17 protein-coding genes are annotated in these 18807 nt (G+C 69.1%); 3 read left to right on the plus strand and 14 right to left on the minus strand.

Annotated features, from left to right (window positions below):
• Positions 1-1221 (plus strand): ATP-dependent RNA helicase DbpA (dbpA, locus tag RTO53_RS13705; protein ID WP_312238309.1); only part of this gene is annotated, 1221 nt, incomplete at its 5' end.
• Positions 1222-1367: 146 nt separating this feature from the next.
• Here dbpA and RTO53_RS13710 read toward each other — a convergent pair.
• Positions 1368-1907: an adenine phosphoribosyltransferase gene (locus tag RTO53_RS13710; protein WP_312238310.1), complete on the minus strand. Its 540-nt coding sequence runs from the start codon at positions 1905-1907 to the stop codon at positions 1368-1370.
• Between the two features lie 297 nt (positions 1908-2204).
• Here RTO53_RS13710 and RTO53_RS13715 point away from each other — a divergent pair, with 297 nt between their 5' ends.
• The gene (locus RTO53_RS13715; RefSeq protein WP_312238311.1) at positions 2205-4640 is read left to right on the plus strand and encodes a membrane-bound PQQ-dependent dehydrogenase, glucose/quinate/shikimate family; all 2436 of its coding nucleotides are present in this window, start codon (positions 2205-2207) and stop codon (positions 4638-4640) included.
• Between the two features lie 92 nt (positions 4641-4732).
• A complete protein-coding gene (locus tag RTO53_RS13720; protein ID WP_312238312.1) occupies positions 4733-5587 on the plus strand; it encodes an IclR family transcriptional regulator C-terminal domain-containing protein in 855 nt (284 codons plus the stop codon).
• Between the two features lie 63 nt (positions 5588-5650).
• On the opposite strand, the gene pcaC is transcribed toward RTO53_RS13720, so the two are convergent.
• From pcaC to RTO53_RS13785, 13 genes are all read right to left on the minus strand, one after another.
• Complete coding sequence (pcaC, locus tag RTO53_RS13725) at positions 5651-6043, minus strand: 4-carboxymuconolactone decarboxylase (protein ID WP_312238313.1); 393 nt, start codon at positions 6041-6043, stop codon at positions 5651-5653.
• Between the two features lie 61 nt (positions 6044-6104).
• Positions 6105-6881, minus strand: coding sequence for a 3-oxoadipate enol-lactonase (gene pcaD, locus RTO53_RS13730; protein ID WP_312238314.1), 777 nt, complete (start codon positions 6879-6881; stop codon positions 6105-6107).
• Positions 6882-6902: 21 nt separating this feature from the next.
• A complete protein-coding gene (locus RTO53_RS13735; protein ID WP_312238315.1) occupies positions 6903-8246 on the minus strand; it encodes a 3-carboxy-cis,cis-muconate cycloisomerase in 1344 nt (447 codons plus the stop codon).
• 67 nt (positions 8247-8313) lie between these two features.
• Positions 8314-8877: a protocatechuate 3,4-dioxygenase subunit alpha gene (pcaG, locus tag RTO53_RS13740; protein WP_312238316.1), complete on the minus strand. Its 564-nt coding sequence runs from the start codon at positions 8875-8877 to the stop codon at positions 8314-8316.
• Between the two features lie 4 nt (positions 8878-8881).
• Positions 8882-9592 (minus strand): protocatechuate 3,4-dioxygenase subunit beta, encoded by a 711-nt coding sequence (pcaH, locus tag RTO53_RS13745; RefSeq protein WP_312238317.1) that lies wholly within the window; start codon positions 9590-9592, stop codon positions 8882-8884.
• A gap of 105 nt (positions 9593-9697) precedes the next feature.
• Entirely contained in the window at positions 9698-10906 is a 1209-nt protein-coding gene (pcaF, locus tag RTO53_RS13750; RefSeq protein WP_312238325.1) for a 3-oxoadipyl-CoA thiolase, read from the minus strand.
• Positions 10907-10913: 7 nt separating this feature from the next.
• Complete coding sequence (locus tag RTO53_RS13755; protein ID WP_312238318.1) at positions 10914-11561, minus strand: 3-oxoacid CoA-transferase subunit B; 648 nt, start codon at positions 11559-11561, stop codon at positions 10914-10916.
• Positions 11558-12244, minus strand: coding sequence for a 3-oxoacid CoA-transferase subunit A (locus tag RTO53_RS13760; RefSeq protein WP_312238319.1), 687 nt, complete (start codon positions 12242-12244; stop codon positions 11558-11560). Before RTO53_RS13760 ends, RTO53_RS13755 begins: the two co-directional genes overlap by 4 nt.
• 150 nt (positions 12245-12394) lie before the next feature.
• Positions 12395-13714 carry an MFS transporter gene (locus RTO53_RS13765; RefSeq protein WP_312238320.1) on the minus strand — a complete coding sequence of 440 codons (1320 nt, stop codon included), beginning with the start codon at positions 13712-13714 and terminating at the stop codon, positions 12395-12397.
• A gap of 49 nt (positions 13715-13763) precedes the next feature.
• Positions 13764-14615, minus strand: a complete 852-nt coding sequence (gene aroD, locus RTO53_RS13770) for a type I 3-dehydroquinate dehydratase (protein ID WP_312238321.1) — start codon at positions 14613-14615, stop codon at positions 13764-13766.
• Positions 14615-15910: a carbohydrate porin gene (locus tag RTO53_RS13775; protein WP_312238322.1), complete on the minus strand. Its 1296-nt coding sequence runs from the start codon at positions 15908-15910 to the stop codon at positions 14615-14617. The genes aroD and RTO53_RS13775 overlap by 1 nt, the downstream gene beginning before the upstream one ends.
• 23 nt (positions 15911-15933) lie before the next feature.
• Positions 15934-17445 carry a NosD domain-containing protein gene (locus RTO53_RS13780; protein WP_312238323.1) on the minus strand — a complete coding sequence of 504 codons (1512 nt, stop codon included), beginning with the start codon at positions 17443-17445 and terminating at the stop codon, positions 15934-15936.
• A 327-nt stretch (positions 17446-17772) separates the two neighbouring features.
• Positions 17773-18807: protein adenylyltransferase SelO family protein (locus RTO53_RS13785; protein WP_312238324.1), on the minus strand; the 1035-nt coding region annotated here is incomplete at its 5' end.

An 18807-nucleotide genomic window follows, 5' to 3' on the forward strand; every position in this document is an offset into this window, starting at 1 on the left:
ACCGCCGCGTTCGGGTTGGGCCTGTTGCAGGCATTGGATCCGTCGGTGATCCGCGCCCAGGCGCTGGTGCTGTGCCCGACCCGCGAACTGGCCGACCAGGTCGGCAAGCAGATCCGCAAGCTGGCCACCGGCATCCCGAATCTGAAGCTGGTGGTGCTGACCGGCGGCATGCCGCTGGGCCCGCAGCTGGCCTCGCTGGAAGCGCACGACCCGCACGTGGTGGTGGGCACGCCCGGACGCATCCAGGAGCTGGGCCGCAAGCGCGCACTGAAGCTGGGCGGGGTCACCACGCTGGTGCTGGACGAAGCCGACCGCATGCTCGACATGGGCTTTGAAGAGCCGATCCGCGAGATCGCCGGCCGCACCAGCAAGGACCGGCAGACGCTGCTGTTCTCGGCCACCTACCCCGATGAGATCCGCCAGATCGCGCGCGAGCTGCTGCGCGACCCGGTCGAAGTGACTGTTGAAGGCGCCGACAACGCGCCGGCGATCCGCCACCTGTTCTGCGAGACCGACCTGGCCAGCAAGCAGAAGGCGCTGGCCGGGCTGCTGCTCAAGTACAACCCGGAATCGACGGTGGTGTTCTGCAACACCCGCCGCGACGTCGACGATGTGGCCAACTCGCTGCAGCAGTTCGGCTTCTCGGCGCTGCCGCTGCACGGTGAAATGGAACAGCGCGACCGCGACGAAGTGCTGGTGCGTTTCGCCAACCGCAGCTGCAACGTGCTGGTGGCCAGCGACGTGGCCGCGCGCGGGCTGGATGTGCAGGACCTGGCGGCGGTGATCAATTACGAGCTGCCCACCGACATCGAAACCTACGAACACCGCGTCGGCCGCACCGGTCGCGCCGGTGCCTCCGGCCTTGCGATCAGCCTGGTCACCGGCCGCGAGCGCAATCGCGCCGATGCGCTGGAAGCTGCGCAGGGCAAGCCGCTGGATTGGCAGAAGACCCCGCTGGCGACCGCACGTCCGGCGGTGCTGCCGCAGGCGGCGATGGAAACCCTGCGCATCGACGGCGGCAAGACCGACAAGCTGCGCCCCGGCGACATCCTCGGCGCGCTGACCGGCGATGCAGGGCTGTCGGCCAAGGCGATCGGCAAGATCGACATCTATGCCACGCGCTCCTACGTGGCGATTGCGCGCGAGCAGGTCGGCAAGGCGATCGCGCAGCTGGAAGCGGGCAAGATCAAGGGCCGTCGTTTCCGCGTCCGCAGGATGTAAGCGAGATAAGGGGTGGACGGCGGCGATGCCGCCGTAGAGCCGACCGTTGGTCGGCTGCGCTTGCCGTTGGAGGTTCATGGGGAACCGGATCAACGGCAGCCGACCAACGGTCGGCTCTACGGTGGGCGGTGGCGTGGCTGCCGCGGTCAGTACACGAGATTGGCCAACAGCGGCACGTTGGCGTCCCAGCGCTCGCGGCCGCCCAGGCCGGCCAGTTCGACCAGCACGGCCGCGCCAACCACCTCGACCTGCAACTGCTGGGCCAGCGACAGCGCCGCCAGCAGGGTGCCGCCGGTGGCCAGCACGTCATCGACGATCAGCACGCGTGCACCCGGCGGCAGCGCATCGGCGTGCACTTCGATGCTGTCGGTGCGGTATTCCAGGGTGTATTCCTGCTTGAGCGTGCGGCCCGGCAACTTGCCCGGCTTGCGTACCGGCACGAAACCCACGCCCAGCACGCGCGCCATCGCCGCGCCCAGGATGAAGCCGCGCGATTCGATCCCCATCACCGCCACCAGGCCGGCACCGCGCCACGGTTCAACCATGGCATCGATCGCCGCGGCGAAATCGGCGCCATCGGCCAGCAGCGGCATGATGTCCTTGAACAGGATGCCCGGCTTGGGGAAGTCGGCGATGTCGCGCAGGCGCGAGGCCCACGGCGGGACGGGCACGGTCGGGTCGGTCATTGCGGTTGCCACGGTGTTGGCGGCATAGGGTAACGCGTCGACCGGCACCGGCCGACCCCCGTGGCCCCGCCACGTTGCTGCGTTCCACCCGTGGCATCGGTGGTTCACGCGTAAATCGCACATCGGTGCGATAATCGCCCTAACCGGCCTTTCACTCCGTTTCCCGGATAAGCACGGAACATCCCGCGCCTTGTCGCGCGGCAGGGATGTGGACGCCGACGGTCCCCGCCACGCCTGGCGCGCGCGGGCCTGCCCGGTGCCGGTCGGCATCGGGTTTTCTGTAGAGGTTCATGCAACGTGGACAACAACACGAAACAGTCGGCCCTGTGCCGGATCCTGGTGGTACTGCTCGGCATCGTGGTGATGCTGTTCGGCCTGGCCTTGCTGGTCGGCGGCGTGCGCCTGGCGCAGTTGGGGGGCAGCTGGTACTTCCTGCTGATGGGCGCGGTATCGCTGCTGGCCGGCGTACTACTGGCGGCGCGGCGCCCCCTCGGCGCAGTGCTGTACGCGGTGGCGTTCGTGGCCACCGTGATCTGGGCGGTGGTCGATGCCGGGTTCGAATTCTGGCCGCTGGTGTCGCGCCTGGTGATGCCGGCGGTGCTGGCGCTGCTGGTCGCGCTTGCCTGGCCGGTGCTGAAGCGCAGTCGCGGCCAGCTCGCCGGGCGCGGCGCCTACGGCGTGGCGGCCCTGCTGTTGGTGGGCCTGCTCGCCACCGCCGTCTCGGCATTCCAGCCACGCCCGGTGGTCACCGCGCAGGGTCAGCGACCGGCCGTGGTGCCGGTGGCCAAGGGCAGCGAACAGCGTGACTGGATGCACTGGGGCAACACCACCGCCGGCACCCGTTTCGCCGCGCTGGACCAGATCACCCCCGACAATGTGGACCAGCTGCAGGTTGCCTGGACCGCGCATACCGGCGATGTGCCGCTCAGCGATGGCTTCGGTGCCGAAGACCAGGCCACGCCATTGCAGATCGGGCAGACGCTGTATCTGTGCACGCCGCACAACCAGGTGATCGCCTTCGACGTGGACACCGGCAAGCAGCGCTGGGCGTTCGATCCCAAGGCGACCGCGCCGAACTGGCAGCGCTGCCGTGGCCTGGGCTATTTCGACGCCAGCCTGCCGACCGTGGGCGTGCCGACCGTCGCCGCGCCAGCCGCTGCCCCCGCGCCCGCGGCGCCCGCCCTGGCGGCGGCGCCTGCCGCGCCCGCGCTGTGCGAAAAGCGCATCCTGATGACCTCCATCGACGCGCGCCTGTTCGCGCTTGATGCCGCGACCGGTGCGGCCTGCCCGGACTTCGGCGTCAACGGCGTGGTCGACCTGAAGGCCGGCATGGGCGAGATCAAGCCCGGCTTCTACACCCTGACCGCCGCGCCGCTGGTGGCCGGCGAGCTGGTGATCGTGGGCGGCCGCGTGGCCGACAACATCGAAGTGGGCGAACCCTCCGGCGTGGTGCGTGCCTACAACGTGCGCAGCGGTGCGCTGGCCTGGGTGTGGGATCTGTCCAGGGAAACCCCGGACGTGCCGCTGGATCCGTCGATCCACTACACCCGTGCCACGCCCAACGTGTGGACCTCGATGGCCTACGACCCGCAGCTGGGCCTGGTCTACCTGCCGACCGGCAACACCACCCCGGACCAGTGGGCCGGTGAACGCACCCCGCAGGACGACAAGTACAGCTCGGCCGTGGTTGCCCTGGACGTGGCCACCGGCAAGGAGCGCTGGGTCTACCAGACCGTGCACCACGATCTGTGGGACTACGACCTGCCGGCACAGCCGACCCTGACCGATGTGCCCGACGGCAAGGGCGGCACCCTGCCGGCCCTCCTGCAGGTGACCAAGGCCGGCCAGGTGTTCATGCTCAACCGCGCCACCGGCCAGCCGATCACCGAGGTGCGCGACATCCCGGCGCCGCAGGGCCGCGCCGAGGGTGAGCGCTACTCGGCCACCCAGCGCCTGTCGGTGGGCCTGCCGCAGATCGGCGCGCAGACGCTGACCGAAGCGGACATGTGGGGGGCCACGCCGATCGACCAGATGCTGTGCCGCATCCAGTTCAAGGGCTTCCGCTATGACGGCATGTTCACCCCGCCGGGCGAGGACCTTGCACTGCAGTGGCCGGGTTCGCTGGGCGGCATGAACTGGGGCAGCGCCTCGGTCGACCCGACCACCGGCTACCTGTTCGTCAACGACATGCGCCTGGGCCTGTGGACCAAGCTGATCCCGCGCGCGCAGATGACCACCGGCGCCGGTGGCGTGGAGATGGGCGCCGCCTCGCAGACCGGCACGCCGTACGGCTCGCTGCGCGACCGCTTCCTGTCCAAGCTCGGCATTCCCTGCCAGAAGCCGCCGTTCGGTACGCTCTCGGCGATCAACCTGGCCACCCACCAGCTGGTCTGGCAGGTGCCGGTGGGCACCGTGCAGGACACCGGTCCGATGGGCATCAAGATGCGCCTGCCGATTCCGATCGGCATGCCCACGCTGGGCGGTTCGCTGGCCACGCAGTCGGGCCTGCTGTTCTTCGCCGGCACCCAGGACTATTACCTGCGCGCCTACGACAGCCGCAGTGGCAAGGAAGTGTGGAAGGCGCGCATGCCCGTCGGCAGCCAGGGCACGCCGATCACCTATGTGTCACCCAGCAGCGGCCGCCAGTACGTGGTGATCTCCGCCGGCGGTGCGCGGCAGTCGCCGGATCGCGGCGACTACCTGATCGCCTACGCGCTGCCCGCCAAACGCTGACCCTGCAACGCGCCACGGCTCCGGCCGTGGCGCGCTTCGCTTCAGTGCGTGCAGCACTTACCATGCACGATCACCGAGCACGAACCATCGCCATGTCCGCTGCACCTCCCAGCCGCCGCCCCAAGCGCGCCCCTGCCCCGCCGCAGGATCGCGGCCTCAGCCATGAGCTGATGCAGCAGATCCAGGACAACCAGGGCGATCCGGATTTCATGACGTCCCTCGGCCGTGGCCTGGTGGTGCTGAGCGTGTTCTCGCAGCATCCGCGCGAGGTGACGATGTCCCAGATCAGCACGGAAACCGGCATCTCGCGCGCGGCCGTGCGCCGGGTGCTGTACACGCTGGAGAAGCTCGGCTACGTCGGCGAGCAGGGCCGTGGCTTCGTGCTGCTGCCGCGCGTGCTGGGCATGGGCGGGGCCTACGTGGCCTCTTCGTCGATGACCGCCGCCGCCCAGCCGGTGCTGGATGCGCTGCGCGACGATGTGCATGAGTCCTGCTCGCTGGGCGTGCTCGATGGCGATGACGTGCTGTACGTGGCCCGTGCCGAAACGGTGCGCATCATGTCGATCGGCCTGCGCGCCGGCAGCCGCCTGCCGGCTTACTGCACCTCGATGGGCCGCGTGCTGCTGGCGGCATTGCCGCACGACACGCTGGAAAGCTATCTGGAGCGCAATCCGCTGCGGCCGCGCACGGAGCGCACGGTGACGCGCATGGACGAATTCCTGGACACGCTCGAACGGGTACGTCGCGAGGGCGTCGCGCTGGTGGACCAGGAGCTGGAGATCGGGCTGCGCTCGATCGCCGTGCCGGTGCATGCGCGCAGTGGCACCGTGGTGGGTGCGTTGAACATCGGCACCCAGGCCGGGCGCATCAGCCTGGGGGTGATGCAGTCGCAGCTGTTGCCGCGTCTACGTGAGGCTGCGCAACGGCTGGGCACGTTGCTGCACTGAGGGCTTTTTGGGGATTGCATGGTTGCCGGCCAGCGGCCGGCACTACCGGTTGCCTGCGCCGCGTCAGGGACCGGCCTGGTCAGCCTGTTCTTCCAGGATCGCCCTGGCCAGCGCGAAGGCGTGGTTGGCCGCAGGGATGCCGCAGTAGATCGCCGCCTGCAGCAGCACTTCCTTGATCTCCTCGGGGGTGACGCCATTGTTGCGCGCCGCGCGGATGTGCAGTTTGAATTCCTCGTCATGGCCCAGCGCGACCATCATCACGATGGTCAGCAACGAGCGCGTGTGCCGTGGCAGGCCCTCGCGCGTCCACACCGTGCCCCACGCGGTACGCGTGATGAAGGCCTGGAATTCGTCGGTGAAATCGGTGCGCGCCTGGAGCGAGCGTTGCACGTGGTCCTCGCCCAGCACGGCGCGGCGTACCGCCAGTCCGGCCTCGTAGCGTTCTTGTTCGTCCATCGGGGGTGCCTCGTTGCAGGGTCGGGAATGAAGGCGACGCGGGCCGGCCAGCGGCCACCGGCTACCGCAGGTGCGCGCCGAGCGCGGCGGTGAAGGCGTCGGGGGATTCAAGGTTGCAGATGTGGCGTCCCGGCACGGCGATGTAGTGGCCGTCCGCCACGCCGGAGGCGATCGTCTGCAGGTCCGGCGCAGGACACACCGGGTCGTCATCGCCGGCGATGGCCAGGGTCGGTACCGTGATGCGGTCGAGCTGGTCGCGGAAATCGGCGGTGGCCACCGCGTTGCAGCAGCCCACGTAGCCGGCGGTGCTGGTGGCCACGAAGCCCTCCAGCACCGCATCCACCACTCCGCGGTGTTCGGTGGCGAAGGCGGGGGTGAACCAGCGCTCCTCCGTGCCCTGGCGCAGCGGCGGCAGGCCGTCCTGCTGCACCTGGGCGATGCGGGCCTGCCAGCTCTGACCGGTACCGATCTTCGCGGCGGTCGCCGCCACGGTGAGCGTGTGCAGCCGTGCGCCGGCATGGATGCCCAGCCATTGGCCGGTCAACCCGCCGATCGACAGGCCGCAGAAATGGCTGCGCGGAATATCCAGGGCATCCCACAACGCCAGCACATCGGCGCCAAGATCATCGATGCGGTACAACCCCGGCGGCGCAGTGGACTGCCCGTGGCCACGGCGGTCATAGCGCAGAATGCGGAACTGCGCCGACAACGCCGCTGCCTGCGGCGCCCACATGTGCAGGTCGGTGCCCAGCGAGTTGCAGAAGGTCAGCCACGGCGCATCGGCAGGTCCGTCGATGCGGTAGTGCAGACGATGCGTATCCAGCTCGAGAAACGACATGCAAGGCTCCGGAAAGAAGGATCAGCCGCGCGCGAGCACGCGGTCGATCCAGGTATCGGCCATGCCGCGCCAGCTGTCGGCGGCGAACAGCGCGTCCAGGTGCGGCGGGGACAGGTGCGCGGTCACCTCCGGCATCTGCAGGAGGACCTCGCGAAGATGCCGCGACTCGGCCAGTGCACGCTGCGCGGCCTGTTCCACCAGCGCATGCGCGGCGGCCTTGCCGAGATGCTCGGCCAGGGTGACGCTGACGGCTTCGGCATAGAGCAGGCCACCGTGGCTGTCCAGGTGCGTCTGCATGCGCGTGCGGTCCAGCTGCAGCCCCTGCACGACCATCGTGACCTGGGCCAGGCTGCCGGCGCACAGACGCACGATCCCGGGCAGGGTTTCCCACTCGGCATGCCATTGACCGGCCGCACGCTCATGCGGCTGCGGCATCGCCGCGAACAAGGTCGACAGCAGTCCCGGCACGCGGGTGGCCGCTGCGATCGCCGCCACGCACCCGACCGGGTTGCGCTTGTGCGGCATCGCCGAGGAACCGCCCTTGCCCTCGCCTGCCGGCTCGAACGCTTCGGCCACCTCGGACTGCATCAGCAGCACGATGTCGGTGGCGATCTTGCCCAGCGTGCCGGTCAACAGCGCGAACGCACTGCCCAGCTCGGCGATGCGATCGCGCGCGGCGTGCCAGGGCAATGCCGGTACCGGCAGGCCGAGTTCGTCACCCAGCGCGGTGGCCACATCCAGCCCACGGGCTTGCAGCGACGCCAGCGTGCCCGCCGCGCCGCCGAACTGCAGCACCAGCGTGTCGATGCGCAATGCCTGCAGGCGGCGTTGACTGCGCTGCGCCGCGTCGAGCCAGCCGGCAGCCTTCAGCCCGAACGTGACCGGCACCGCCTGCTGCAGCAGTGTGCGGCCCGGCAGTCCGGTGCCGCGTTCGGCGTCGGCCAGCTCGGCAAGCGCGGTGCACAGCAGCTGCAACCGCGCCTCCACGTGGGTAAGCGCGTCACGCATCTGCAGCATCGCGCCGCTGTCGATGATGTCCTGGCTGGTCGCCCCCCAGTGCACCCAGCGCGCGGCCTCCGCATCGTGCCGGCGCACCTGCGTCGTGAGCGCCTTGACCAGCGGGATGGCTGGATTACCGGCCAGCGCGGTGGCCGGGCCGAGCGCGTCCAGCGCATACAGCCCAGCCTGGCAGGCCGCCTCGATCGGTGCCAGCGCCGCGGCGGGAATCACCGCGCACCGGACCTGCGCGCGCGCCAATGCGGCCTCCACATCAAGCATGGCCTGCAACGTCGCGGTGTCGCTGAACATCGCGTCCACCTGCGGATCACCGAACAACGCACCGAGCAGGGAGTGGGAATCGTGCATCAACCAGCTTCCATCCAGGAGGGGATCAGCTTACCCGCGCCGGACCGGGCCGGGCGTGGAGGCCGCATCAGTAGTCGAAGAACACGGTTTCGTGCTCGCCCTGCATGCGCACGTCCCAGTGGTACAGGCCGTTGCCCTGCGCCTGGGCCACCAGCGTACTGCGGCGTTCGGCAGGCACCAGCGCCAGGATCGGATCGTCGGCAGTGCCCGGCGCATCGCTGAAGTACAGCCGCGCACTGGCCGCACGCAGCAGCCCGCGCATGAACACCAGCACGGTCAAGTGCGGCGCCTGCGCCTGTCCGCGCGGTCCGGGTACGCTGCCCGGCCGGATCGTGGTGAAGGCGAACCGGCCCTCCGCGTCGGTGGGCACCCTGCCCCAGCCGTCGAACACCGGGTCGTGATCGGCATGGCGCGGATCTTCCGGATGCGCGTAGATGCCCTGCGCGTCGGCCTGCCAGATCTCCAGCACGGCATCGGCGACGGGGACGCCGACGCCGTCGAACACCTGGCCCTGCACCTGCACGCGCTCACCGCGCGCACCGGCCGGTGCGATATCGACGCGGTACAGCGGCTCCAGGCCCAACCGGTAGTACGGGCCCACGGTCTGCCACGGGGTGGATTGGAAACTCATCTGCTTACTCCCACACGGTCATCTTGCGGCCACGCAAGACGATGTCGAAACGGTAGCCGAGGGCGAACTCGTTGGCGGTGGTTTCCCAGTCGAATGCGGACACCATGCGCGCGCGGGCCTTGGCATCGTCCACGCAGTTGTAGATCGGGTCGTAGTCCAGCAGCGGATCGCCGGGGAAGTACATCTGGGTGACCAGGCGCTGGCCGATGCCCTCGCCGTGCAGCGAGAAATGGATGTGCGCCGGCCGCCAGGCGTTGTAGTGGTTGCGCCACGGATACGCGCCCGGCTTGATGGTGGTGAAGCGGTAGCGGCCGTGGTCGTCGGTGAGCACCTGCCCGGTGCCTGTGAAGTTGGGGTCCAGCGGTGCGTCGTGCTGGTCGCCCTTGTGCAGGTAGCGGCCGGCGGCGTTGCACTGCCACACCTCGACCACGCTGTTGCGGACCGGGCGCCCGTTCTCGTCCAGCACCCGGCCACTGACCACGATGCGCTCACCCAGCGGCTGGCCCTTGAAGCCGGCGGTCAGATCGGCCGCATGCTCGCCCAGGGTGATGCGGTCCAGCGTGGGACCGGTCACCTCGGACAACGTGGCCGGGATCTGGATCGGATCGCGGCCGGGGCCGCGCAGGCGGGTGGACGCGTACGGCAGGTGGATACGGGCCGGCTGGCTGCCGGGGTACGGCCTGCGGTAACCGCGCAGGTCAGTGGGATCGCTCATGGCGTACTCCAAGTGGCGGACGGCCCGACGGCCGCGGCTGGGTGGCACCAGCACGCTGCCATGCAACGCGGGCAGCGGCCGTGAAACAAAAGGAAGGCAGGCGGTTCACACGCGCTCGATGGCCAGTGCGACGCCCTGGCCGACGCCGATGCACATCGTGGCCAGGCCCCGACGTCCACCGCTGGCCTCCAGCTGGCGCAGCAGGGTCAGCGCGAGCCGCGCCCCGCTCATGCCAAGCGGATGGCCCAGTGCGATGGCGCCGCCGTTGGCGTTCACGTGCGCGGCATCGTCGGCCAGACCCAGCTCACGCAGGCAGGCAAGGCCCTGCGAGGCGAAGGCTTCATTGAGTTCGATCGCGTCGAAGTCGCCGATCGACAGCCCCAGCCGCGCCATCAGTTTGCGGCTGGCCGGCACCGGGCCCATGCCCATTACCGACGGTTCCACACCGGCGCTGGCGAAGCCGAGGATGCGCGCACGCGGGGTGAGGCCGAGCGCCTGCACCTGCGCACCGGAGGCCAGCAACAGCGCCGCTGCGCCGTCGTTGATGCCCGACGCATTGCCGGCGGTCACCGTGCCCGGTTGGCGGAACAGCGGCGTGAGTCTGCCCAGCGCCTCCAGCGTGGTATCGGCACGCGGATGTTCGTCGCGCTCGACCCGCACGCTTTCGCCGCGCTTGCGACCGGGCACGTCCACCGGCAGGATCTCGCCCGCGAAGAAGCCACGCTGCTGCGCAGCAGCGGCACGCTGCTGGCTGCGCAGCGCGAAGGCATCCTGGTCGTGGCGGGACACCGCGTAGCGCGCGGCCACGTTTTCCGCGGTCTGGCCCATGGTCTCCACGCCGTAGCGTTCTTCCAGCCGCGGATTGATGAAGCGCCAGCCCATCGTGGTGTCTTCCAGGCGCTGGTCGCGCGCGAACGCCGCGCCCGGCTTGCCCATCACCAGCGGCGCGCGCGACATCGATTCCACCCCGCCCGCGATCGCCAGGCCCAGTTCACCACTGGCGATGCCGCGCGCCACGGTGCCGATCGCATCCAGGCCGGACCCGCACAGGCGGTTGATCGTGCTGCCGGGCACCGTGACCGGCACGCCGGCCAGCAACAGGCTCATGCGCGCAACGTTGCGGTTGTCTTCGCCGGCTTGGTTGGCACAACCCAGGTACACGTCGTCGAGCAGCGCCGGATCCAGTTGCGGATGACGGGCCAGCAGGGCCTTGATCGGAAGGGCGCCGAGGTCGTCGGCGCGGATGCCGGAAAGCGCGCCGGCATAGCGGCCGATCGGCGTACGGATACCGTCAATCAGGTAGGTGTCGTGCAGGGTCATCTCAGGCTCCTTCAACCATCTGCAATGGCAGGCCGGTAAGTGCACGCAGCTGGTCCATGCTGACGCCGTCGACCATCTCCAGTACCCGCGCGCCATCGGCGCCGAGATCGAACACGGCCACGTCGGTATACACCCGCGACACGCAGCGCAGACCGGTGAGCGGGTAGCTGCATTCGGCCACCAGTTTGCTTTCACCCTGTCTGGTGAGCAGGTCCATCATCACGAACACCTGCTTGGCCCCGATCGCCAGGTCCATCGCGCCGCCGACCGCAGGAATCGCGTCGGCCGCGCCGGTGCTCCAGTTGGCCAGGTCGCCCTGTGCCGACACTTGGAAGGCGCCGAGCACACAGATGTCCAGGTGCCCCCCGCGCATCATCGCGAACGAATCGGCGTGGTGGAAATAGCAGCCGCCGGTGAGCAGCGTCACCGGCTGCTTGCCGGCATTGATCAGGTCCGGGTCTTCGTCGCCGGGTGCCGGCGCCGGCCCCATGCCGAGCAGGCCGTTTTCCGACTGCAGGAAAATCTCCTTGTCGGCCGGCAGGAAATTGGCCACCGTGGTCGGCAGGCCGATGCCCAGGTTGACGTAGGCACCTTCGGGAATGTCGCGGGCCACGCGTGCGGCCAGCTGTTCGCGGCTGAGGCGGTTCATGCGTTCGCTCCTGCGGCGGCGGTGGGAAGCTCGACCACGCGCTGCACGAAGATGCCCGGGGTCACCACCGCCTCCGGATCGAGCTCGCCCAGGGCCACCACCGCCTCGACCTGGACGATCGCGCAGCGCGCGGCCATCGCCATCAGCGGGCCGAAGTTGCGCGCGGTCTTGCGGTACACCAGGTTGCCCCAGCGATCGCCGTGGTGGGCCTTGATCAGCGCGAAGTCGGCGTGCAGCGGGTACTCCAGCACGTAATGGCGGCCGTCGATCTCGCGGGTTTCCTTGCCCTGTGCCAACGCGGTGCCGTAGCCGGTGGGAGTGAAGATCGCCCCCAGCCCCGAGCCGGCCGCGTGGATGCGCGCGGCCAGGTTGCCCTGCGGCACCAGCTCCAGTTCGATCTCGCCAGCGCGGTAGGCGGCATCGAAATGCTGCGAGTCGGCCTGGCGCGGGAACGAGCAGACGATGCGCCGCACGCGCTGGTGCCGGATCAGCGCGGCCAGCCCACTGTCGCCGTTGCCGGCATTGTTGTTGATGATGGTCAACCCGCGCGCGCCCTGCGCGATCAGGGCATCGATCAACGCGTCGGGCATGCCGGCGGTGCCGAAGCCGCCGATCATCACCGTCGCGCCGTCATGGATATCGGCCACCGCTGCTTCTGCGCTGGCCACGGTCTTGTCGATCACTGCGTTGCTCCTTGTCGCGTACTGCGCTGCGCGGCGACATGCTGGAAAATTCTGGAGGCGACCATGGTGGCCAGTGCGCCACCCGGGGTCAATCCGATATTCGGACATATGATTCGATAATCGCACATCATCGCGCATCTCCTGTCCGGCTCAGGTGCGTGTCTGGCCAACGCCGACACGCAGCCCCAGGCAGGCCCATGCCGCCAATGCCAGCGGCAACGCGCACAGCACGTAGAGCGCGGCCGGCGACCAGCCCGCATCGACCAGCAGGCCGACGCTCAGCGGGGACAGGATCGCGCCGACCCGACCGATGCCGATTGCCCAGCCCAGGCCGGTGGTGCGCACGTCGGCGGCGAACACGACCGGTGCGGCGGCGTACAGGCCGGCCATCGCACCGAACAAGGCGCCGCCGATGACGAACGCCACCGGGAAGGCCACGTCCAGGTTGGTGTTGAACGCGGCGAACACCAGCATCGCCACCATCGCCAGCAGCAGGCTGATGGCGGTCAGCCGCGACAACGCCCAACGCGAGGCCAGCCAGCCGAACAGGCTGCCGCCGACGATCCCGCCGAGGTTGAGCAGCACCCCGCCGGTGATGCCCTGCTGGGCCGACACGCCGGCCGAAACCAGCAGCTTGGGCGTCCAGCTCAGGACGAAATAAAACGCGAACATGTGCAGGAAGAACGCCATCGCGATCAGCACCGCCACCCGTCGCAGGTCGCCGACGAACAGCGCCGCGTAGCCCTTGCGCCCGTCCGCCCGCACCGGCGCCGGCGGCAATGCCTGCAGCGCGGGCATGCGCATCCGCGCCAGCAGCGCGTTGAGCCGTGGCAGCGCATCGGCCGGACGCCTGGCCACCAGGAAATCCAGCGATTCGGGCAGGCACTTGATCACCAGCGGAATGCACAACAGGGAGGCGCCCGCGCCGATCAGGAACACGCTGTGCCAGCTGAAATGTTCCAGCATCCACGCCGCCAGCAGGCCGCCGAGCGTGGCGCCGACCGGGTAGCCGGTGGCCTGCAACGCCACGGCGGTGCTGCGCCATTTGGCGTTGGCGTACTCGGCGGTGATCACCCCTACCCCGGCCAGCATGCCGCCGATCCCGATGCCGGTGAACACGCGCAGCGCGCCCAGCTGCCACGCATTGGCGGCCAGCGCGGAGGCGGCCATGCCCACGGTGAGGATCACCAGGCAGACCATGATCATCGGCCGCCGCCCCCAGCGGTCGGCCAACGGCGCGAGCAGGAACGAACCCAACGCCATGCCGACCAGGCCGGCGCTGAGCATGACCCCCAGCACCTTGCCCGACAGCGCCCAGTCGGCCGACACGTGCGGCGCGGTGAAGGCCATCACCATCACGTCGAAGCCATCGAGCATGTTCAACAGCACGCAGATGCCGATGGCGGTCCATTGGAAGGAACTCATCCGCTCGAGCACGAGCGGCGAAGCGGAAGCGGTGGCATGGCTCATGCGGGGGTCCTGCAACGGCGGGGTGCGGAAAACATCCGGCGGAGCGGTCTCAATGACCGGCCTGGCTGGCGGCATGGATGACCTGGAGCACCGACTGCAGCTGTTCCACCTCGACCTGTCCCGGCGCCGATGGGGTGCCGATCATGCCGAAGGTCAGCGCCTGGCCGAAGGTCTCCCCCGCCAACCGCGAAACCACGCCGGTGCCGCCCATGGACATGGTCAGCAGCGGCTTGCTGCTGTGCTGGCGCACCTCCCAGGTGGCCTGCAGCAGCGTAAGCACGTCGCCGGCATCGTGCGGCATCACCGCGATCTTCAGCACATCGGCGCCGAGCGCATCCTGTCGCAGCAAGCGCGCGACAATCTCCTCGCGCGCCGGCGTGGCATGGAAATCGTGACTGGACATCACCACCTTGACCCCCGCAGCGTGCGCCTGCTCGACCAGCGCGGCGACACGGGCCGGGTCACGGAACATTTCCACGTCGATCAAGTTCGCGAAACCACCGCGCAGCAGCGTGCGGTAAAGCGCCGCATAGTCGGCATCGCTGATCGGCCTGCTGCCACCTTCGGCCTGGGTGCGGAAGGTGAGGATCATCGGCTTGCCCTCCAGCGTGCGCGCAATGCGCTTGCCGAGCGCGACCAGCGCCTTGCCGTCGGTGGCGATGTCCAGGTAGTCGATGCGCCACTCGGCCACGTCGGTGGACGGACTGGCGGCGATCGCCGCAGCCTGCTGCAGGGCCAGCTCGGCGGTGGCGCCGGTGATCGGCACGATGGTGCGCGGCGCGCCTTCGCCGATACGCAACGCGCCGACCTGCAACGGTGTCACCGGCTGCGGGGCAGCCTGCACGATGGAGGCGGCACCGCCAAGCATGGCGGCGAGGAACAGCGGAGTGAGCGTACGCATCAGAAAGTGACCTTGGCTTGCACGCCCAACGCCCAGGCGTTGTCGGTGCGGGTGTAGGCGAACGTGCCGGGATTGACGATGTACTGCACGTCCGGGCGGATCATCAGCCAGGGATTGACCTGGATGCTGTAGGACAGTTCGAACAGCTCTTCGGCCTGGCTCAGCTGATAAAGCGGCGAATCCAGGGGCACGCCCATGTCGGTGAGGTTGGCGCGCCGCGCACCGACCAGGCGGCGGTTGATGTCCGCGCCCACGTAACCCAGCGCGATGCTGTCCTGCGCACGCGGGCCGATGCCTTGGTAGACACCGCCGAGCGCATACCAGCGGCGGATCTGCGCGGTATCGGTGTCCGACACCATGTACTGCGCGAACGCCGTGAGCCCGCGCTGCGGGTCGCCTGCTTCACGGGTGAGACGCTGCTCGGCCAGCACGTACACGCCGTGGCGGCCGGTGGTCGGCGAGGTATCCAGCCCTCGCTGGTTCACCCGCGAGGTGTCGTAGTAGCCGCCGAACTTGTACACGCCCGGGCGTGCGCCGCCTTTGTCCGGCGTCCAGGTCACTTCCAGCGGAATCAGCGAGCCGGTGGTGCCCGACACGAACGGACGGAACGCATTGCGTTCGATGTTGCCGCCCAGGTTCGGATTGACCTGGAACCAGCCGGTGCGCACGTTCAAGGCCGGGCTCACCTGCTGGGCCACTTCACCGCCCCAGCGCGCGGTCGGATAGTTGTACCAGCCGCTGTTGCCGGACATCGCCAGCGGGTGCGCGCAGAAGGCGGCGTTGACGAAGTGGGTCAGCAGGCTGTGCAGGCCGAACTGATTGCCCATCGCGTAATAACCCAGCTTGAAATACGACTGCCCGGCGTTGAAGGTCTGGTCGTAGCTGGCTTCGGTAAGGCGGGTGTACTGGCCGCCGTAGGCTTCCTGGATCGGGAAGCGGTTGCCGACCAGATCGGCCGAGGTGCTGTTGCCGCGCCGGTCGTTGAGGGTGAAATGGAACGCGCCGCCTTGCCAGCCGGCCAGTCGGCCCATGTCCAGGTCCATGCCGATGCGCACCTGCTGCGCGTAGCGCGCGCCGGTGCGGCCGTAGCCGCCGTCGACCACACCCATCGCTTCGCCCACGTAGTCGCCGCGGAACGTGATGCCATCTTCGGCCAGCGCGCTGCGGGTGCCGCCCCAGTCGCCGGTCATCGTCTTGCCGTCGTAGCGGTTGCCGTCCTGTGCGGTTGCCAGCGCCGGAACGAATACCGCGCCGGTCAGCAGCAAGGTCAGGGAAGTGCGGTGCGGAATGCCCATGGCGTCTCTCGAAAAGAGGGGAATCAGCGCAGCGACAGCGGCGCACTGAGCGGCGAGGTGGCGCCCTGCGCCGAGGTCGCCGTGGCGGTGAGCGTGGCCACCTCGGCAGCCTCGCCGGTGGTCGGCAGTGCCAGCGTGAAGTGCCCCCGGCCCTGCGCGTCGGTCACCGCCTCGACGCTGCCAAGCAGGCGTTCGGCCTCGCGCCCGTGCAGCGCGCGGTTGCCAAATACCTCCACCTGATAACGCTGCCCTGGCGGGCCTTGGAACACCCCCTGCAACACACGGGCGTTGCCGGTGCCCTGCACCGCCTGCAGAACGGGGGCCGCCTGGCCCAGGTTCGGCGCCGGCTGGCAGTCGGCCTCACCGGCGGAGCTGCAGATGCGCGCGCGCTTGGCCGGATCGTTCTCCACGCCACGCCCGCGCGACCCGACGAAACGGGCATGTTCCAACCCGGGCACGCCGAACACGATCGCCCCGCGCGGCTGGCCCTTGGCGCAGGCACCGCCGGCTTCGCAGCGCGCGATCGGCAGGCCGTTGGCGTAGATCTGGTTGCCGCTGAAGCGGTTGGGCGCGCTGACCGGCTGCGGTCGCACCGCGATACCGATCCCGTTGCCGGTGAGGGTGTTGCCGTCGACCACGTTGTCGCTGCCGGTGACGCTGACCCCGATCGAGTTGCCGGTGAAGGTGTTGGCCGCGATGTAGTTGCGGTTGCCCCAGTTGATCTGCAGGCCGTCGGAGTAATCGATGAAGCGGTTGCGCACCACCGTGTTGTCGTTGCCCCACAGGATCTCGATGCCCTGCGACGGCTCCGGATTGGCCGGGGTGGACTGGAACAGGTTGTCGGCCACCAGGTTCCACGCCGCACCGCGGGTGAGTTCCAGGCCGTCGCCGTTGTCCAGGAAGGTATTGCGCACGATCCGGTTGTGCACCGTGGTGGTGGCCGTGGACTGGCCGCTGCCGTCATCGCCGGTCAGCATGATCCCGGCGCCGCCCTTGTTGGCCACGATGCGGTTGTCATGGATGTCGCTGTGGCTGGCGCGGTTGAGCAGCACGCCGATGCAGAAATTACGGACCTCCAGGCCGGCCAGCTCCACCCCCCGGGTATCGCGCAGGACCAGGCCGGGCAACGTGGTGGTGCGTACATTGGTGCCGGACTGTCCCGGCTCGGCGCCGGGACAGGCATCGGTGCCGCTGCCGGTGACGTAGGCCGAGCCGTCGATGGCCACGTAACGGCCTTCGCTGGCCCACGGCGCGCCGATGATCTGCACCGGGCCGAGGATCTCCGGCAACGGCGTGGCCGGACGGATCACATAGGGGGCGTCGCCGACGGCGGCGATCTCGATGCGGTAGCGACCTGGCGCCTGGTTGGCGGTGGTGATCGCCCAGCGCAACGTCCCGGCGTTGGCATCGTCGGCATAGCGGTCAACGCGCAGCACCTGCAGCGCCTCGCGCGGCGGCTCGGCCTGGTAGGCCAGGGCAAGCGATGGCAGCACGCCAAGCAGGGACAGGAAAACAACAGACAGACGGCAACGCATGCGCAGGCTCCGCACAGGGAAAGGGACTCCGGCGGTCGCTCCCCCTGCACCTGGCTTCAGTGCCGTGGTGGCACTGCCCTCGCCTGCCAGAGGTGGATCGCTTGGAACAGGAGTGAAAGTAGGTTTATCGCACTGCACCATTCAAGTGCGTTTATCGACTAAGAGTGCGATTATCGAACAACACGCCTACGACCATTGTCGTAGCTGCCGCGCGGCAGGCGCCCACAACGACGCTGCCGCCCTTGCGCGGCAACGCCTGGCGACGCCAGTGATGTCGTATCCGGCACTGCCGGGGCGGCAATGCCGTGGACGTGATCGCGGGGGGGCTTACGAACTGCAGGACAGCATCGAGCAGCCGGCCCTGTCGCGCGCCCACGCCGGGCGCTTGCCGGCGTAGTGCTCACGTCCGGGCTGCAGGTCATACGGATGCCGCAGCACGTCCTGCAACGCATGCACGCCACGCAGGTCGCCCTGCTCGGCCTGTTCGATCGCTTCCTGCGCCAGCCAGTTGCGCAGCACGTACAGCGGGTTGGCCGCAGCCATCCGCTGCTGCCGGCGTGCGGCATCCAGCGCATCGTCGCGCACGCGGGCCGCGTACTGCTGCAGCCAGGCCTGCAGCGCCGGCATCACCGCGGCACGCCGCTCCGCGCTGTAGAACGCCTCTTCCAGCACCGCCACCGACGGCGTCTGCGGGTCCAGCGCGATCAGGCCGCGGAAGGCCAGCGTCATGTCCATTTCGCCGTCCTGCAAGAGCTGCAGCCACGCCGCCATCATCGCCACGTCGTCATCGCGACACTGCGCCAGCCCGAACTTGGCGGCGATGTCCTCGCGCTCGCGCTGTGCGTGCACCTTCTGGAAACGTGCGAGCCCTTCATGCAGCGGCGCCACGTCGTCGAACAACGGCGCCAGCGCCTGCGCCAGCCGGGTCAGGTTCCAGTACGCCACCTGCGGCTGGGTCCCGAAGCGGTAGCGTCGGCCCTGCGCGTCGGTGGTGTTGGGGGTCCAGTCCGGGTCGTAGTCGTCCACCCAGCCGTACGGGCCGTAGTCGATGGTCAGGCCAAGGATGGACATGTTGTCGGTGTTCATCACCCCGTGCACGAAACCGACCCGCATCCAGTGCGCCACCAGCAGCGCGGTGCGCTCGCAGATCTGCGCGAACCACTGCGCGTGGCGCGCGTCACCGGCATCGGCCAGTTCGGGAAAATCACGGGCGATGCAGACATCGGCCAGTTGTCGCAGCAGCGCCACATCGCCGCGCGAGGCGGGCAACTCGAACGTACCAAAGCGGATGAACGATGGCGCCACCCGGCACACGATCGCACCGGGTTCCGGTGCCGCGTTGCCGTCATAGAACATGTCGCG

The sequence above is a fragment of the Stenotrophomonas sp. genome, assembly GCF_031995405.1.
Lineage (GTDB): Bacteria > Pseudomonadota > Gammaproteobacteria > Xanthomonadales > Xanthomonadaceae > Stenotrophomonas.

What these genes read in the sequence shown, in the direction of transcription:
- RTO53_RS13710 (WP_312238310.1), bottom strand. Translation starts at nt 1,907, where the DNA reads ATGACCGACCCGACCGTGCCCGTCCCGCCGTGGGCCTCGCGCCTGCGC.
- RTO53_RS13720 (WP_312238312.1), top strand. Translation starts at nt 4,733, where the DNA reads ATGTCCGCTGCACCTCCCAGCCGCCGCCCCAAGCGCGCCCCTGCCCCG.
- pcaC (WP_312238313.1), bottom strand. Translation starts at nt 6,043, where the DNA reads ATGGACGAACAAGAACGCTACGAGGCCGGACTGGCGGTACGCCGCGCC.
- pcaD (WP_312238314.1), bottom strand. Translation starts at nt 6,881, where the DNA reads ATGTCGTTTCTCGAGCTGGATACGCATCGTCTGCACTACCGCATCGAC.
- RTO53_RS13735 (WP_312238315.1), bottom strand. Translation starts at nt 8,246, where the DNA reads ATGCACGATTCCCACTCCCTGCTCGGTGCGTTGTTCGGTGATCCGCAG.
- pcaG (WP_312238316.1), bottom strand. Translation starts at nt 8,877, where the DNA reads ATGAGTTTCCAATCCACCCCGTGGCAGACCGTGGGCCCGTACTACCGG.
- pcaH (WP_312238317.1), bottom strand. Translation starts at nt 9,592, where the DNA reads ATGAGCGATCCCACTGACCTGCGCGGTTACCGCAGGCCGTACCCCGGC.
- RTO53_RS13755 (WP_312238318.1), bottom strand. Translation starts at nt 11,561, where the DNA reads ATGAACCGCCTCAGCCGCGAACAGCTGGCCGCACGCGTGGCCCGCGAC.
- RTO53_RS13765 (WP_312238320.1), bottom strand. Translation starts at nt 13,714, where the DNA reads ATGAGCCATGCCACCGCTTCCGCTTCGCCGCTCGTGCTCGAGCGGATG.
- aroD (WP_312238321.1), bottom strand. Translation starts at nt 14,615, where the DNA reads ATGCGTACGCTCACTCCGCTGTTCCTCGCCGCCATGCTTGGCGGTGCC.
- RTO53_RS13775 (WP_312238322.1), bottom strand. Translation starts at nt 15,910, where the DNA reads ATGGGCATTCCGCACCGCACTTCCCTGACCTTGCTGCTGACCGGCGCG.
- RTO53_RS13780 (WP_312238323.1), bottom strand. Translation starts at nt 17,445, where the DNA reads ATGCGTTGCCGTCTGTCTGTTGTTTTCCTGTCCCTGCTTGGCGTGCTG.